Source organism: Rhodococcus sp. IEGM 1354, from assembly GCF_030056855.1.
GTDB lineage: Bacteria > Actinomycetota > Actinomycetes > Mycobacteriales > Mycobacteriaceae > Rhodococcoides.
Genome location: NZ_JASHKT010000002.1, coordinates 318,207 through 333,958 on the forward strand (window position 1 = coordinate 318,207; position 15,752 = coordinate 333,958).

General features: G+C 63.4%; 14 protein-coding genes and 1 tRNA gene. 10 read left to right on the top strand and 5 right to left on the bottom strand.

Annotation, left to right across the window (positions count from 1 at the left end; translation table 11 throughout):
• Window positions 1-62: 62 nt before the first annotated feature.
• A complete protein-coding gene (aceE, locus tag QM588_RS05980) occupies window positions 63-2,882 on the bottom strand; it encodes a pyruvate dehydrogenase (acetyl-transferring), homodimeric type (protein WP_283312156.1) in 2,820 nt (939 codons plus the stop codon).
• Window positions 2,883-3,138: 256 nt separating this feature from the next.
• Between aceE and QM588_RS05985 the strand changes: the two genes are divergently transcribed.
• The 3 genes from QM588_RS05985 to QM588_RS05995 all read left to right on the top strand — a co-directional run bounded on the left by QM588_RS05985 (window position 3,139) and on the right by QM588_RS05995 (window position 4,216).
• Window positions 3,139-3,561, top strand: coding sequence for a DUF3052 domain-containing protein (locus tag QM588_RS05985; protein ID WP_027497444.1), 423 nt, complete (start codon window positions 3,139-3,141; stop codon window positions 3,559-3,561).
• 31 nt (window positions 3,562-3,592) lie between these two features.
• A complete protein-coding gene (locus QM588_RS05990; protein ID WP_027497443.1) occupies window positions 3,593-4,054 on the top strand; it encodes a peroxiredoxin in 462 nt (153 codons plus the stop codon).
• Between the two features lie 87 nt (window positions 4,055-4,141).
• A tRNA-Val gene (locus QM588_RS05995) sits at window positions 4,142-4,216 on the top strand.
• Here the strand turns inward: QM588_RS05995 and QM588_RS06000 are convergent.
• Window positions 4,217-5,608 carry an LLM class flavin-dependent oxidoreductase gene (locus tag QM588_RS06000; protein WP_283312157.1) on the bottom strand — a complete coding sequence of 464 codons (1,392 nt, stop codon included), beginning with the start codon at window positions 5,606-5,608 and terminating at the stop codon, window positions 4,217-4,219.
• 167 nt (window positions 5,609-5,775) lie between these two features.
• On the opposite strand from QM588_RS06000, the gene QM588_RS06005 reads away from it, so the two are divergent.
• From QM588_RS06005 to QM588_RS06020, 4 genes are all read left to right on the top strand, one after another.
• Complete coding sequence (locus QM588_RS06005) at window positions 5,776-6,783, top strand: methionine ABC transporter ATP-binding protein (RefSeq protein ID WP_283312158.1); 1,008 nt, start codon at window positions 5,776-5,778, stop codon at window positions 6,781-6,783.
• Entirely contained in the window at window positions 6,780-7,484 is a 705-nt protein-coding gene (locus QM588_RS06010; protein ID WP_283312159.1) for a methionine ABC transporter permease, read from the top strand. Before QM588_RS06005 ends, QM588_RS06010 begins: the two co-directional genes overlap by 4 nt.
• A 26-nt stretch (window positions 7,485-7,510) precedes the next feature.
• Entirely contained in the window at window positions 7,511-8,398 is an 888-nt protein-coding gene (locus QM588_RS06015) for a MetQ/NlpA family ABC transporter substrate-binding protein (RefSeq protein WP_283312161.1), read from the top strand.
• 93 nt (window positions 8,399-8,491) lie between these two features.
• Entirely contained in the window at window positions 8,492-9,163 is a 672-nt protein-coding gene (locus tag QM588_RS06020; protein WP_283312162.1) for a nitroreductase, read from the top strand.
• Between the two features lie 12 nt (window positions 9,164-9,175).
• On the opposite strand, the gene QM588_RS06025 is transcribed toward QM588_RS06020, so the two are convergent.
• Window positions 9,176-10,117 (bottom strand): NAD(P)/FAD-dependent oxidoreductase, encoded by a 942-nt coding sequence (locus QM588_RS06025; protein ID WP_283312163.1) that lies wholly within the window; start codon window positions 10,115-10,117, stop codon window positions 9,176-9,178.
• Window positions 10,118-10,230: 113 nt separating this feature from the next.
• Here QM588_RS06025 and QM588_RS06030 point away from each other — a divergent pair, with 113 nt between their 5' ends.
• The gene (locus tag QM588_RS06030) at window positions 10,231-11,634 is read left to right on the top strand and encodes an amino acid permease (protein WP_283312164.1); all 1,404 of its coding nucleotides are present in this window, start codon (window positions 10,231-10,233) and stop codon (window positions 11,632-11,634) included.
• 2 nt (window positions 11,635-11,636) lie between these two features.
• Here QM588_RS06030 and QM588_RS06035 read toward each other — a convergent pair whose 3' ends face one another.
• Complete coding sequence (locus tag QM588_RS06035) at window positions 11,637-12,803, bottom strand: iron-containing alcohol dehydrogenase (protein ID WP_283312165.1); 1,167 nt, start codon at window positions 12,801-12,803, stop codon at window positions 11,637-11,639.
• Between the two features lie 82 nt (window positions 12,804-12,885).
• Entirely contained in the window at window positions 12,886-14,415 is a 1,530-nt protein-coding gene (locus QM588_RS06040) for a CoA-acylating methylmalonate-semialdehyde dehydrogenase (RefSeq protein ID WP_283312166.1), read from the bottom strand.
• Window positions 14,416-14,490: 75 nt separating this feature from the next.
• Between QM588_RS06040 and QM588_RS06045 the strand changes: the two genes are divergently transcribed.
• Together QM588_RS06045 and QM588_RS06050 are read left to right on the top strand one after the other, a co-directional pair.
• On the top strand, window positions 14,491-15,393 hold the full coding sequence (locus tag QM588_RS06045) for a LysR family transcriptional regulator (RefSeq protein WP_283312167.1): 903 nt from the start codon (window positions 14,491-14,493) through the stop codon (window positions 15,391-15,393).
• Between the two features lie 200 nt (window positions 15,394-15,593).
• On the top strand, window positions 15,594-15,719 hold the full coding sequence (locus tag QM588_RS06050; protein WP_283312168.1) for a hypothetical protein: 126 nt from the start codon (window positions 15,594-15,596) through the stop codon (window positions 15,717-15,719).
• Window positions 15,720-15,752: the final 33 nt, after the last annotated feature.

Genomic DNA, 15,752 nt, shown 5'->3' on the forward strand with positions numbered 1-15,752 from the left:
CCCACCTCGCGCTGGACTCTCGTCGCGAGGTGGAACGGGGGTCGGCCGATCACGGCGAAGACCTACGCCGAGCCGGTATCGGCGTACGACGTCGGAGCTGCGGTGACGTCGTCGATCTTGTACTTCTCGGCAGCCTCGATGGCCTTGGACTTGTCGATCTCGCCCGATGCCGCGAGAGCGGACAGTGTGGCGACGACGATGGACTCGGCGTCGACGTTGAACACCCGTCGTGCAGCCGGTCGGGTGTCGGAGAAGCCGAAGCCGTCGGTGCCCAGGGTGACGTAGTCGCCCGGAACCCACTGGCGGATCTGATCCGGCACGGCGCGCATCCAGTCGGAGGACGCGATGACCGGGCCGTTGGCATCGGCCAGAGCCGAGGTGACGAACGGAACGCGCTTGTCGGCACCCGGGTTGCGCAGCGACTCCTTCTCGGCTTCGACGCCGTCGCGGCGCAGTTCGCCCCACGAGGTGACGGACCATACGGCCGAACGCACGCCCCACTCCTCGAACAGCAACTCACGTGCCTTACGTGCCGAGACGATGCCGACGCCCGACGCCAGCAACTGTGCCTCGGGTCCGTCGCCCTCCTGCGGTTCCGCGAACCGGTAGATGCCCTTGAGCAGCCCCTCGACGTCGAGGTTCTCGGGCTCGGCCGGCTGTACGTACGGCTCGTTGTACAGGGTGATGTAGTAGAAGATGTTCTCGCCGCCGAAGCCCTCGACACCTTCGGTTCCGCCGTACATGCGACGCAGACCGTCCTTGACGATGTGCGCGATCTCGTACGAGAACGCCGGGTCGTAGGCCACGGCCGCGGGGTTGGTCGACGCCAGCAGCAGCGAGTGACCGTCGGCGTGCTGGAGACCCTCACCGGTCAGCGTGGTGCGACCTGCCGTGGCACCGAGCACGAACCCGCGGGCCATCTGATCCGCGGCAGCCCAGAGACCGTCGCCGGTGCGCTGGAAACCGAACATCGAGTAGAAGATGTACAGCGGGATCATGACCTCGCCGTGCGTCGCGTACGAGGTACCGACCGCGGTGAACGACGACGTCGAGCCTGCCTCGTTGATGCCCTCGTGCAGGATCTGACCGACCGAGCTCTCCTTGTAGGCGAGCATCAGTTCCGAGTCGACCGAGGTGTACAGCTGGCCGTTGCGGTTGTAGATCTTCAGCGACGGGAACCACGAGTCCATACCGAACGTGCGGGCCTCGTCGGGAATGATCGGCACGATTCGGTGGCCGATCTCCTTGTCTCGCAACAGCTCCTTCATGACGCGCACGAGCGCCATGGTGGTGGCGACTTCCTGCTTGCCCGAGCCCTTGCGCAGCGTCTTGTACGTGTCGTCGCCGGGCTGCGGCAGTGGCTTGACGTCCACGCGGCGCTCGGGGACGAATCCGCCGAGCTTGCTGCGACGATCGAGCATGTACTGGATCTCGGGAGCGTCCGCACCGGGGTGGTAGTACGGCGGCATGTACGGATCCTTCTCGAGCTCCTCGTCGGAGATCGGGATGTGCTGGAGATCGCGGAACGTCTTGAGATCGTCCAGCGTCAGCTTCTTCATCTGGTGCGTGGCATTACGGCCCTCGAAGTGCTTGCCGAGGGTGTAGCCCTTGATGGTGTGCGCCAGGATCACCGTCGGCTGGCCCTTGTGCGACATCGCAGCCGCGTAGGCAGCGTGCACCTTGCGGTAGTCGTGGCCGCCGCGCTTGAGGTTCCAGATCTCGTCGTCCGAGAGATCCTTGACGAGCTCCTTCGTGCGCGGGTCGCGGCCGAAGAAGTGATCGCGGACGTAGCTGCCGTCGTTGGCCTTGTAGGTCTGGAAGTCGCCGTCGGGCGTGGTGTTCATGAGGTTCACCAGTGCGCCGTCGCGGTCCTTGTGCAGCAGCGAGTCCCACTCGCGGCCCCAGACGACCTTGATGACGTTCCAGCCGGCACCGCGGAAGAACGACTCCAGTTCCTGGATGATCTTGCCGTTACCGCGCACCGGGCCGTCGAGACGCTGCAGGTTGCAGTTGACGACGAACGTGAGGTTGTCGAGGCCCTCGGTGGCGGCCACGTGCGCGAGTCCACGCGATTCCGGCTCGTCCATCTCGCCGTCGCCGAGGTACGCCCACACGTGCTGATCGGAGGTGTCCTTGATGCCGCGGTCGTTCAGGTAGTGGTTGAAGCGCGCCTGGTAGATGGCGTTCATCGGACCGAGGCCCATCGACACCGTCGGGAACTCCCAGAAGTCCTGCATCAGCCGCGGGTGCGGGTAGGACGGCAATCCGCCGCCCTCGTTCACGTGGCTCGCTTCCTGACGGAAGCCGTCCATCCGCTCGGCCGGGATGCGGCCTTCGAGGAAGGCGCGGGCGTAGATGCCGGGGGAGGCGTGGCCCTGAATGAAGATGTGGTCGCCGCCGCCCGGGTGATCCTTGCCGCGGAAGAAGTGGTTGAAGCCGACCTCGTACAACGCAGCCGACGACGCGTAGGTCGAGATGTGGCCACCGACGCCGACGCCCGGACGCTGTGCGCGGTGCACCATGATCGCGGCGTTCCAGCGGATCCAGGCGCGGTAGCGGCGTTCCATCGACTCGTCGCCGGGGAACCACGGCTCGTTCTCGGTGGGAATCGTGTTGACGTAATCCGTCGATGTCAGCGACGGGAGCGCGACGCGGCGCTCGCCTGCGCGCTCGAGCAACCTGAGCATCAGGTAGCGAGCGCGGTTGGGGCCGGACCTCTCCAACAAGCCGTCGAACGATTCGATCCATTCGTTGGTCTCGTCGTTGTCGATATCGGGCAGGTACGACGCGACACCCTCACGGATGACGCGGACCCGGCCGTCCGAGCCCTTCTTGCCTGCAGACGATGTGTTCTGCCGTTCGCCGCTGTTCACTTCGGACAACGTGTGCACTCCTCAATGTGGCGGACGCTCGGTGTGGCGCCCGGTCCGGTAGCTCGCCCCTGTGACGGCGATCTACATTCCTCGTTCTCGTGATTCCTCCCCAATCCTGCCGCATCTCGTCGGTTCTGGTAGTACAGAGGTCCGATACCCACCAGTAGAAATTTATGTACGCAATTTCGGCGCGGTCAGCTTGCGCGAACGGCTTCGACCCTGTTCGCTTTGTCTACTGCACCCACAATTCAAGGAGGTCACCACCGTGGTCGCCGCGGCGGACGCTCAGAACTACGCTCAGAAACTTGGCATCACTCGCGACATGGTCGTTCAAGAGCTGGGCTGGGACGAGGACACCGACGATGATCTGCGCGCCGACGTAGAAGATGCGATCGGTGGCGAGACCCTCGACGAGGATTCCGACGAGGTGATCGATGTCGTACTGCTGTGGTGGCGCGACGGAGACGGTGACCTGGTCGATGCACTCATGGATGCCATCGGTCCGCTCTCGGACGATGGAATCGTGTGGGTCCTCAGCCCAAAGACCGGCATGTCCGGTCATGTGGAGCCCAGCGAGATTGCCGAGTCCGCTCCGACAGCCGGATTGACGCAGACCTCTGCGGCCAATCTCGGTGACTGGATCGGAAGTCGATTGGTTCAGCCCAAGACCCCTGCCAGCAAGCGGTAGGCCCATGCTCGACACAGGAAGACGGTTCTAGATGCCGATCGAGGTTGGCGCTGTTGCGCCCGACTTCACCCTCAAAGACCAGAACAACCAATTGGTCACGTTGTCGTCGTACCGGGACGTGAAGAACGTTCTGCTCGTGTTCTATCCACTGGCCTTCACCGGAACGTGCCAGGGCGAGCTGTGCCGAGTGCGCGACGAGCTACCGACATTCGAGAACGACGACACCGCGATCCTGGCGATCTCGGTAGGTCCGCCTCCGACCCACAAGATTTGGGCAGCAGAGCAGGGTTACACCTTTCCGCTGCTGTCCGACTTCTGGCCACACGGTGAAGTGGCTCAGGCGTACGGCGTGTTCAACGACAGCGCAGGATTCGCCAATCGTGGAACCTTCGTGGTTGACAAGTCCGGAATCATCAGATTCGCCGAAATGAACGGTCCCGGGGAAGCCCGAGACAGTTCATCGTGGGCTGAGGCACTCGCACAGGTGAGCTGACCTGCGGAATTGTAGTTAGACAGCAGACACGATAAATTTCTCCAAGCGTTCCGGTGGCCCGGGGATGTCCCCAGGCCACCGGTGCTCGGGCGTATAGCTCAGCGGTAGAGCTCTGGTTTTACACACCAGCGGTCGGGGGTTCGAACCCCTCTGCGCCCACCATCACGAAATTCTCGCGGCTTCCCGAACCTCCCGCACGATCTGCTGCGCCCGATGTTCTTCGGGCAGTCGGTCACCCTTACCGAATACCTTGTGACGCAATGTGCCCGGTGTGTATTGGGTGCGATAGACACCCCGCCGCTGCAATTCTGGAACGACGAACCGAACGACATCCTCGAACGTTCCCGGGGTGATGGCGTACGCAAGGTTGAATCCGTCGACGTCGGTCTCGTCCACCCACTCCTGCAATTGGTCTGCGACTTCGCCGGGGGAGCCGACGATGCGCGGACCGGCACCGCCGATACCGCCCCACTCGGCGATATCGCGGACCGTCCATTCCTTGCCGTCGGCACCGATGGATTGGAACGACGCGACGAACGACTGAATGGCGTTGCTCTCGACATTGCCGAGCGGCTCGTCGAGCGCATACCGCGACAGGTCGACGCCCATCCAACCCGACATGAACACCAACGCACCCTCGGCACTGGCATACGACCGATACTCGTCGTGCTTGGCACGGGCGAGTTCGGACGTCTCATCGGTCACAATGGTGAGCAGCTGATAAATCCGCGCCGAATATGGATCACGGCCGGCATCGCGCAGGGCTCGACGGATACTCGAAACCGTCTGTGCCAGAATCTCCTTGGTGGGTGCGCCGACGAAGATCGCTTCGGCATTCTGCGCCGCGAACCGTACGCCGCGCGGCGACGCGCCGGCTTGGAAGATCACCGGCGTCCGCTGCGGTGACGGCTCGGCCAGGTGGATACCCGGCACCGTGAAGTGCTTGCCGCGGTGGCCGATTCGATGCACCTTGGTGGGGTCGGTGAACACGCCGGTTTCGCGATCACGGACCACCGCGTCGTCGTCCCACGAGGCCTCCCACAGCTTGTAGAGCACCTCGAGGTATTCGTCGGCGTGGTCGTAACGATCGTCGTGCTTCAGCTGATCGTCGTGGCCCATGTTCTGCGCCGCCGACGGCAGGTACCCGGTGACGACGTTCCACCCGATGCGGCCGTTGGTCAGATGATCGAGCGTCGAGAGCCGTCGCGCGAACGGATACGGATGCTCGAAACCGGTACCCGCAGTGATGCCGAAGCCCAGATGCTGCGTGACCGCGGCCTGCGCGCTGACAAGCAGCAGCGGGTCCGACACCGGAATCTGCGCACCGTGCCGGATGGCTGCGTCGTGATTGCCGCCGAACACGTCGTACGTGCCGAGGACGTCGGCCACGAACAGGCCATCGAACAGCCCGCGCTCCAACAGCTTCGCAAGATCGGTCCAGTAGCCCAGTTCCTTGTACCGCCACGACTGATCGAGCGGATGACGCCACAGACCGGGGGACTGATGCGCAACGCAATTCATGTCGAAGGCATTGAAACGGATCTCGCGTGGCACTAGGAAACTCCTTCGGCAGGGCAGTCTTGACGAACATGCAGCGGTGCGACGCTACCGACGACCCAGGTCGGTGGGAACAGTTCGGATCGTGATGAGTCGATAGCTGGTCAGCAGTGCTCCGATACCTCAGTGTTGCGCAGTCACATCAGCGAAAGAAGCGTCGGAGCATGATCGAAATAGCTCAATTGACCAAGACGTACGGGACGGGGGAGAACACGACCGTCGTCCTCGACCGCTTGGAATTCACGGTGCAATCCGGCGAGATTCTGGCCGTGGTCGGCCCCAGCGGTGCAGGCAAGAGCACGCTGGCCCAATGCATCAACCTGCTGACGCGTCCTACCTCAGGCTCGGTGATCGTCAACGGAGACGACCTGACGTCGTTGAATGCCAAGCAACTTCGAGTCGCGCGGCGTCGCATCGGCACGGTGTTCCAGTCGTCGAGCCTGCTCTCGCGTCGAACGGTGGCGGATAACGTCGCCTTGCCGCTGGAGTTTCTCGGGGTCACGAAGGCCGAGACGGCCAGGCAGGTGGGAGAGCTTCTAGACCGAGTGGGTCTGTCCGACAAAGCAGCTCGTTATCCGTTTCAGCTCTCGGGCGGACAGCGTCAACGAGTGGGAATTGCGCGAGCGTTGGCCCTGCGGCCCTCGGTGCTGCTCTCCGACGAGGCAACGTCCGGCCTGGATCCGCAAACCACCGAATCCGTGGTCGAGTTGCTGCGCGAACTTCGTCGCGACCTCGACCTCGCCATCGTGTTCATCACCCACGAAATGGATACCGTTCTGCGAGCCGCTGATTCGGTGGCCAGGCTCGATCACGGCCGCATCGTGGAATCCGGGAAGCTGGTCGATCTGCTGACCGACCACACGTCGGCGCTCGGCAACGAGCTGCGCCCCAGGCGTGACGATGCACAGGCCGCAGCCGGCGACGTGCACTGGAACGTCACCTACGATTCGCCCGACGTTCCGCAGGACTGGATCGGGCGGCTGGGCCAGGATCTGGGCGCACCGGTCGCGCTGTTGGGAGCCTCCGTGCAAGTAGTGGCCGGAGTGGCCGTCGGCAGCGCCTCGCTCGGCATCGGTGTTCGCCTGAGTGGGCGCGTCCCCGGTGCACTGAGAGCGCTGGGGTTGTCCGGTTCGCCGCTCACCGAGCAGCCGATTCTCGAGGCCGCGTCGTGATCCCAATCGTGGCCGCAGGCAACAAGGTTCCGGTCGACGAGCTGCCTGCTCTGCTCCTGCCTGCGCTCGGCGACACCCTCACGATGGTCGGGATCGTGATGTTCATCGTGGTGCTCGTCGGTGTGCCGCTCGGAGCGGTGCTGTTCAACCTGGGCCCCGGCGGGCTGTTCGAGAACCCGGTGTTCCATGCGCCGATCAGCTGGATCGTCAGTATCGGGCGGTCGTTGCCGTTTCTGATCTTGATGGCTGCGTTGGTTCCGGTCACGCGATGGATCACCGGAACCAACATCGGCATCGCAGCCGCTGTGGTGCCGATGTCGTTGGCGGGCATCGCATTCTTCACCCGCATCGTCGAGAACTCTCTGCGCTCGGTCCCGACGTCGGTGGTCGACGTTGCCCGGGCGTCCGGCGGTTCCACGCTGCAGGTAACCACCACGCAGCTGTCCGAGGCGCTGCCGTCGATCATCGGGGGCCTGACCATCAACGTCATCGCCATGATCGAATACTCGGCCATCGCCGGCACCATCGGAGCGGGCGGAATCGGTTACGTCGCAGTCACGTACGGATACCAAAGATTCGATCACACCGTCATGATCGCCACGATCGTCATCCTGATTCTCACCGTCGCCGTCGTGCAGCTCGTCGGTGATGCACTCGTTCGCTACACAACACCTCATCAGCGCGCATTGCGCACTGCCTGAACCGCATTCGAAAGGTCCAACCCATCATGACAACGTCCACCGAAGCGCACGGCTTCGAGCTGAAGAACCGTCGGAAAGCGCCCTGGATCATCGGGGCCGTCGTGCTGCTGATCGCCCTCGCCGTGGTTGTCCGCATCGCGTTCTTCGGCGACACGGCATCGGCCAACGAAACCGCGGGCGCAACACTCGTCGTCGCCACTGCCGAAGGCAATGCATCCGAGCAGGCACTCGTCGAATTCGTCGCCGACCAGGTAGCTCCCAAGTACGGCATCACGGTTGCATTCCGCGGACTCGCCGACAGCAACACCATCAACCGCGCAGTGAGTGAGGGCGAGGTGGCCGCCACGGTGTACCAGCACAAGCTGTGGCTCGGACAGGTACTCGAATCCAACCCCGACTTCCAGGAAGAGGCCGCAACCCCGGTGTTCCGTTGGGGCTTCGGGCTGTGGTCAGACAAGTACTCCGACCCAGCGCAACTGCCGGACGGCGCAACGGTCTCGCTCTATTCCGACCCGGCCAACGAAGCACAGGGCCTGTGGGTACTCGAACGAGCGGGTCTGATCACTCTCGACCCGGAGGTGGACAAGTCGACGGCCACCCAGAAGGACATCGTCGGTAACCCGAAGAACCTGAAGTTCACGTTGCTGGACTTCGCCGCGCAATCGCGGGCGCTGCCGGATCTTGATGCAGCAGTGGGCTATACCGAGTACTACCTCGCGGCCGGCATTCCCGTCGAGAAGCAGATCTTCGCGCCGCCTGCACCGGACGAGTTCGCCGGGCAGCTGACCATCGGTAGCCGTTGGGCCGATACGGACAACATCAAGAATCTCGTGGCGGCCTTCGAGGATCCTGCTGTGCAGGAGTTTCTGGCCACCGACCCTCGGGTGAAAGACATCTTGCTACCACTGCAGTAGCGGCTAATCTGCCCGACGGACCACTGGTGGCCGTCGGGCAGACTCGTGAGTGTTACGTTCGGTCGGAAGACGACACGATGTGAGGCGGACGACGTGACCCGGTACGAATCGTTGACAGGTTTACTCGACGAGCGGTACTCATGCCGGCAGTTCCTGCCGAAGCAGGTATCACGCGACGTGCTCGAGCAACTGCTGACCGCTGCCCAGCGAACTCCCTCCTGGTCCAACACCCAGTCGTGGCAAATAATCGTGACCGAGGGCGATGCCACGCGAAAGTTCTCCGAGGCCTTGGTGGAACATGTGGCGTCCGGTGTGCCGCAACCGGATTTTCCGTTTCCGGCCAACTACAACGCCTTGCACCGGGCACGTCGTCGTGAGTGTGGCGGTGCGCTCTACGAGAGCATCGGCGTGGTCAAGTCCGACACCGAGGCGACGACGCGTCAGTTCATTCGCAATTTCGAGCTGTTCGACGCCCCACACGCGGCAATCATCACCACCGATGCGGACCTGGGTGTCTACGGTGCCGTCGACTGCGGGCTGTATCTGCAGACGTTCCTGCTGGCCGCGCAGAGTCTCGGCTTAGGCGCGATAGCGCAGGCCGCGCTCGCCGCGTACTCGCCGTTCGTCCACGAATGGTTCGATATCCCCGATACCCGCCGCGTGGTAGCCGGCATCTCGTTCGGCTACCCCGACGAGAGCCACCCGATCAACGGATTCCGCACCAGCCGTGCACCGTTGAGTGAGACGGTGACCTTCATCAGCTGAGGTGTGACGGCGTCAGCTCTGGAGCCGACCAACCAGTTCCATACCCAGATCCGTGCCCGATCGCCAAGCGCTTTCCACCCTGGGCGCGCCGGATTCACACCATTGATCGCCTGCGAATCCGACGAGTCGCCCGTCCCGCAGCTCGAGCGCAAAGGTGGAATCATGTTGCGCCGCAGGCTTTGCGAACGTCCAGCGATGGGCATGCGTCCAGTTGGGTGCCGTGGAGATTACCGACAGTTTGCGTAGCGCGTCGAGGACCGGGGCGATCACTGCGTCGGGATCGGCGAGGTGCTGCTGAGCCCGCTCGGGGGTCGTGTGAACCACCAGCACGGGCGCACCGTCACCCCGCCGGGCACCGTCGTCGACGACGAACGCGATATCGGGATGATCGTTGACGAAGGCCGCGTCGCGGAACGGCACATCCAACCCGTCGAATCCACATGCCACCGCGATAACCGGTTCGTAATCGACGGCGTCGGGGACTGTGGTCAGTCGAGTCGCTTGAGGATCGGGCATCGCAACCACGACGTGGCCGTCGGGTAGGTCGGTCAACTCGGAGGCACCTTCGATGTCGAAGTCTGCCAGCAAGTCTCGCACCAGAGAACGGAGTCCGTTCGGGGTGGCCCATCGAACCGGGCCGGTGGTGGTGCACGGCGCGGTATCGGGCTTGAGGATGCCGAAGGTGTTGGCCCACTGGCGCGCGAGGCCCCTCGACTCCCAGTCCGACACCACCGTCGCGAAATCCTGATCGCGGACGGTGAAGTAGCCGGCACCCAGATCGACACGACGCCCGTGAAGCTCGGGGGAGGACATCCGTCCGCCCGGTGCACGTCCACGATCGACGATGCGGAACGGAACGCTCGCCGCGCGCAGTACTCGGGCACAGGCGGCACCAGCGATGCCCGCGCCGACGATGGTGATCGAGTCCGTGGAGCGCCCAGCATCGACAGTCATGTCGTCAGTATGCCCGGCGGGGGCCGCGCCTAAGCCCGCCGTATGTATTACTGATTGTCTGGACAATTCGGTCACCCGCTGCGGAGGGCCCGGCCTTGTGTTGAACTGTTGAAATGGCAATTACGGATAAGCCAGATACCGGAGAGCACGGACTGGGAACCAGTCTCAAACCACGGCACGTGACGATGATCTCGATAGCCGGAGTGATCGGTGCCGGACTGTTCGTCGGCTCTGCCAACGCCATCGCCACCGCAGGACCTGCGGTGTTGTTGGCCTACTTCTTCGCCGGACTCCTCGTCATCTTGGTGATGCGCATGCTCGGGGAAATGGCCACCGCCAACCCCGACACAGGTTCGTTCTCGACGTATGCGACCCGGGCACTGGGACATTGGGCCGGCTTCTCCGTCGGTTGGTTGTACTGGTGGTTCTGGGTATTGGTGATCCCCGTCGAGGCGACCGCCGCTGCCGCCATCCTCACCAACTGGCTGGGCGGTGCCCAATGGATGTGGGCTCTGATCATCGTCGTCGCGCTCACCGCCACCAACTTGATCAGCGTCGGCAACTACGGCGAGTTCGAGTTCTGGTTCGCGTTGGTCAAGGTAGTGGCCATCGTCGCGTTCATCGGCCTCGGCATCGCCGCCATCCTGGGCTGGCTGCCGAACTCCGAAGTCAGTGGCGTGGACCAACTGTGGGCCTCCGGCGGCTTCATGCCGCTCGGCTTCGGCGCGGTGATCGCAGCCATGCTGACGACGATGTTCTCCTTCATGGGATCCGAGATCGTCACCATCGCTGCCGCCGAGTCCAAGGATCCTGCAAAGGGCATCACCCGTGCCACCAACTCGGTGATCTGGCGTATCTCGATCTTCTACTTCGGATCGATCTTCGTCATCGTCGCACTCGTTCCCTGGAACGAATTGGACCCAGCAACCGGCTCCTACCAGTATGTGCTGTCCAAGATGGGAATTCCCCACGCGGAGACCATCATGGACATCGTCATTCTGACCGCCGTGGCGTCGTGCCTGAATTCGGCGCTCTACACCGCGTCGCGCATGCTCTACTCGCTCGGCGATCGCGGCGATGCGCCGCGCTCAGTCAAGAAGATCACCGCCAACGGGGTGCCGTGGGTTGCCGTCATCGCCTCGATGGTTCTCGGCTTCCTCGCCGTGGTCGGAAACTACATTCTTCCCGAGAAGCTCTTCACCTACCTGCTCGCGACGACCGGTGCCGTGGCTCTGTTCGTCTACCTGGCCATCGCCAGCAGTCAACTGGTGCTGCGTCGCCAACTCGATCGCGACGGCGAGCGCCCAGCCGTTCTGATGTGGCTCTACCCGTGGCTCACCTATTTGGCCATCGGATTCATCGTCTTCGTCTTGGTGATGATGGTGGTACGGCCGGAGCAACGATCGTCGATCCTCCTCTCGGCGGTGCTGGCGGCAGTGACGGTGATCGGCGGAATCATCGTTCAACGCCGAAACACGCGGCGCGACAAGGTTGCCGCCCGCGTGTCCGGTGACTAGGCCTAGATTCCGGCGTACACCTGGCGGTACAGATCGACGATCTGCTCAGCCGTCGGAACGACCGGATTGTTACCGGGGCTGCCGGACGCGAGAGCCTGCTCGGCCATCAGCGGCAACAGGTCGTCCCACGTCGACTTGTCGATGCCGAACGTCTCCGGAGTGGGAACTTCGACCTCACGGCACAGCGTGACGATGGCGTACTGCAACTTGCCTCCGGCAACCGCGTCCGAATCGGCTTCCGATGCCGCACCGAGGGCGCGGGCGCAGTCGGCGTAGCGGGACTGGGCTCCGCCGATGGAGAAGGCTGTGACGGCAGGCAAGAGCATCGCATTGGACAATCCGTGTGCGACATGGAAATGCGCGCCGATCGGTCGACTCATCCCGTGGACCAGACAGACACTGGCGTTGGAGAACGCCATTCCCGCCTGGGTGGACGCATGCATCATGGCCTCGCGTGCCTGCCGGTCTTCTCCGTCTCGATACGCCCGAAGCAGCGACGTTCCGATGGTGCGAATTGCGCTGAGCGCCAAGCCGTCGGAGATGGGGTTGGCCTTCTTGCTGACGTATGCCTCGATGGCGTGTGTCAGAGCGTCGACGCCGGTATCGGCGGTCAGACGCGCCGGCATCGACATCGTCAGCTCGAAGTCGATGATCGACGCGATCGGCAGAAAGGACAGGCCGGGGCACAGCATCTTCTCGTCCGAGGCCACGTCGGTGATGATGGTGAACTGCGTTGCCTCCGAACCACTTCCCGCGGTCGTCGGAATGGCGATGATCGGAAGCGCCGGACCGGTGGAGAGCACCGGGGCCTTGAAGTCCCGCATAGTCCCGCCCTGAACGGCGAGAATGGCCAACGCCTTGGCCGTGTCCATCGGACTGCCGCCGCCGAACCCGATGATCGAATCGGCCGAATGCTGCTGCACCGCTTCGAGACCGGCGACCAGAGAATCCGTCGTCGGATCGGGCACAGTGCCCGAGAACAGAGCAGGCGACTTACCGGCCTCGGTCATGATCGTCATCAGTCGATCGGCCGAGCCGTTGCCTGCCATGAACGCATCGGTGACGAGTAGGGGACGAGATACGGCCAGGTCGGTCAGTACCGTACCCAGCTCCTCGACAGCACCGCCGCCGAGTTTCAGAAAACGTGGAAACGAGATATTGGCAACCATGGAGTGCTCCTTCGCGGTATCTCCATGTGCGTGGAACTTCGTAGTGGGCTACGAAGTTCCACGCACATGGGCTTTGTAGAACTCAGTTGTTTGCAGGAAAGCCGAGATCGATACCGCCGTGGCTGGGATCGAGCCAGCGACTGGTGACGGCTTTACCCCGCGTGAAGAAGTGCACTCCTTCGGTGCCATGAGCGTGGCTGTCGCCGAACAGACTGCTCTTCCAACCGCCGAAACTGTAGTACGCCATGGGAACGGGGATCGGCACATTGACACCGACCATGCCGACCTCGACCTCGTTCTGGAACCTCCGCGCCGCCCCGCCGTCGTTGGTGAAGATCGCCGTGCCGTTGCCGTACGGATTGTCGTTGATCAGGGTGAGGGCTTCGTCGTAGGTGTCGACACGGACGACCGAGAGCACGGGACCGAAGATCTCGTCGGTGTAGATGCTCATGTCCGGTGTCACATGGTCGATGAGCGTGGGGCCGAGCCAGAATCCGTTCTCTCCGCCATCAGCCTTCACTCCGCGGCCGTCGACGACGATCGTGGCACCGGACGCCTCGCCCGCGTCGACGTAGGACGCAACCTTGTCGCGGTGTACCTGGGTGACGAGCGGGCCCATGTCGGCACCGCGGGTGCCGTCGCCGGTGACCAGTGGCGTGGTGCGTTCGGCGATTTTGGCGACGAGCTCGTCGGCGATCTTCCCGACGGCCACGAGAGCCGAGATGGCCATGCATCGCTCACCCGCCGAGCCGAAGCCGGCGTTGACCATGGCGTCCGCGGCCAGGTCGAGATCTGCATCGGGGAGGACGACGGCATGGTTCTTGGCACCGCCGAGGGCCTGAACACGCTTGCCGTTGGCGGTACCGGTGGAGTAGACGTACTGAGCGATGGGCGTCGATCCGACGAAGGAGACCGACTTGATCTTCTTGTTCTCGAGCAATTCGTCGACGGCCTCCTTGTCTCCCTGCAGCACGTTGAACACGCCGTCGGGCAGGCCTGCTTCGGCCCAAAGCCGCGCGAGCCAGATGCTGGCACTCGGGTCCTTCTCCGACGGCTTGAGCACGACGGTGTTACCGGCGGCGATCGCGATGGGGAAGAACCACATCGGCACCATGGCAGGGAAATTGAAGGGGGAGATGATGGACACCGGCCCGAGCGGCTGACGAATCGAGTAGACGTCGACTCCGGTGGATGCATTCTCGGTGTAGCTGCCCTTGAGTAGGTGGGCTATACCACAGGCGAATTCGACCACTTCCTGACCACGAGAAATCTCGCCGAGGGCGTCCGAGAGCACCTTGCCGTGCTCGGCCGTGATGATCTCGGCCAGCTCGTTCTTCTTGGCGTTGAGCAGTTCTCGGAAGGAGAAGAGGATCGAGGTGCGCTTCGCCAGGGAGGTGTCGCGCCACGCGGGAAAGGCAGCTGCGGCGGCGTCGATGACGGCGCGGGCATCGCTCCGGTCGGCGAGCGTGAGGGTGCCGGTGACCTCCCCGGTGGCGGGGTTGGTGACCGGTGACGTCCGATCGGAAGATCCGGAAAAAGTCTTACCATCGAGCCAGTGTGAGATGACGTCGGTCAACGTTCGTTCCTTCCATCGGTGTGTCTCGAGTCTCATTGGGATCGATGCACATGTCAAAGGCCAAAATCGCAGACTGCCGTGCATAAATGCACAGGGGGATAAGGTGGGCGAGTGTTCAACCCAGACCACCTTCGCTATTTCCTCGAAGTGTCGAGAACGGGACGTCTGACCGACGCGTCTCGAACACTCGGCGTGGACCACACCACGGTCGGTCGGCGTATCACGGCACTCGAAAAGTCCGCAGGACAGCGACTTTTCGACCGAACCCCGACGGGATGGCGATTGACCGAGGCGGGGCGCAGGCTGGTCGGGTACGCCGAAACCGTCGAGTCCACGCTGATCGCCGCCTTCGAGGATCAGACATCCGATACCGGATCGCTGCGGGGGACGGTGCGTATCGCGGCCCCGGACGGATTCGGTGCCTTCGTTCTCACGCCGAAATTGGGTGCGCTTCGCGACAAGCATCCCGATCTGGATATCGAACTCGTCACCGCCACCGAGCACAACTCGTTGGCCACCAGGGAATTCGACATTGCGATCACGTTGGAACGGCCGTCGCCAAGGTTGGTGGTGGCCCGGCAACTGGCGACCTACACCCTGGCGCTCTATGCCGCCGGGCGGTACCTGGCTGCGCAGTCGACGATCGACTCGGTCGACGGTCTGCGTGGGCACACCCTGATCTCCTATGTGGATGCGCTGCTCGACGTTGCGCCGCTACGCATCCTGGATTCGATCCTGCCCGATGGTCGGGCGCAGATTCAGACCAACAACATCACCGGCCAGTGGATCGCGGCGCGGTCCGGCGTGGGAATTGCGCCGTTGCCCAGCTACATCGGCGAACCGGACGACACGTTGATTCCGGTGCTGCCGGGCCTCGTCTCGGTCGAACGCACCTACTGGACGGTGATTCCGCGGGAGCTGACGGGGTTGGCGCGGGTGAAGGTGGTGGACGACTTCATCGGATCGGTCGTGGCCGAGGAGCCCCACATGCGTGCGGTGCCCGTCGGTCGATAGTCGCGGTCACTAAATGCACGAGATCGACGGTGGCCGTTGAATTTTGGACGTTCTATGTGTCCGGCGTCTCGTGACGACAGACACACGTGACGCCGACCTCAAAGCAGTGGGAATCGCCCTACCGACGGGTAACAATCTGTTTCGGAACACGTCGGCCACGGCACCGCCGCGGCAGGCCCACAACGATTCTTGGGGGAATCATGAGCATGTTCGTAGTAGCAGCAATCGGTTTCGTCGGTATGGCCATCGCCTTGCTCAACGACGGAAGCGACATCGACTTCAGGAGCCGTCAGCTGTCCGGCGCGTACAACCGGCGCTGGGCCTGACCCGTACCGATTCCGCACACCGGATGGCCGGTG

Coding starts and splice junctions, on each gene's coding strand:
- QM588_RS05990 (WP_027497443.1), top strand. CDS start 3,593: ATGCCGATCGAGGTTGGCGCTGTTGCGCCCGACTTCACCCTCAAAGAC.
- QM588_RS06005 (WP_283312158.1), top strand. CDS start 5,776: ATGATCGAAATAGCTCAATTGACCAAGACGTACGGGACGGGGGAGAAC.
- QM588_RS06015 (WP_283312161.1), top strand. CDS start 7,511: ATGACAACGTCCACCGAAGCGCACGGCTTCGAGCTGAAGAACCGTCGG.
- QM588_RS06025 (WP_283312163.1), bottom strand. CDS start 10,117: ATGACTGTCGATGCTGGGCGCTCCACGGACTCGATCACCATCGTCGGC.
- QM588_RS06030 (WP_283312164.1), top strand. CDS start 10,231: ATGGCAATTACGGATAAGCCAGATACCGGAGAGCACGGACTGGGAACC.
- QM588_RS06035 (WP_283312165.1), bottom strand. CDS start 12,803: ATGGTTGCCAATATCTCGTTTCCACGTTTTCTGAAACTCGGCGGCGGT.
- QM588_RS06040 (WP_283312166.1), bottom strand. CDS start 14,415: ATGAGACTCGAGACACACCGATGGAAGGAACGAACGTTGACCGACGTC.
- QM588_RS06050 (WP_283312168.1), top strand. CDS start 15,594: ATGAGCATGTTCGTAGTAGCAGCAATCGGTTTCGTCGGTATGGCCATC.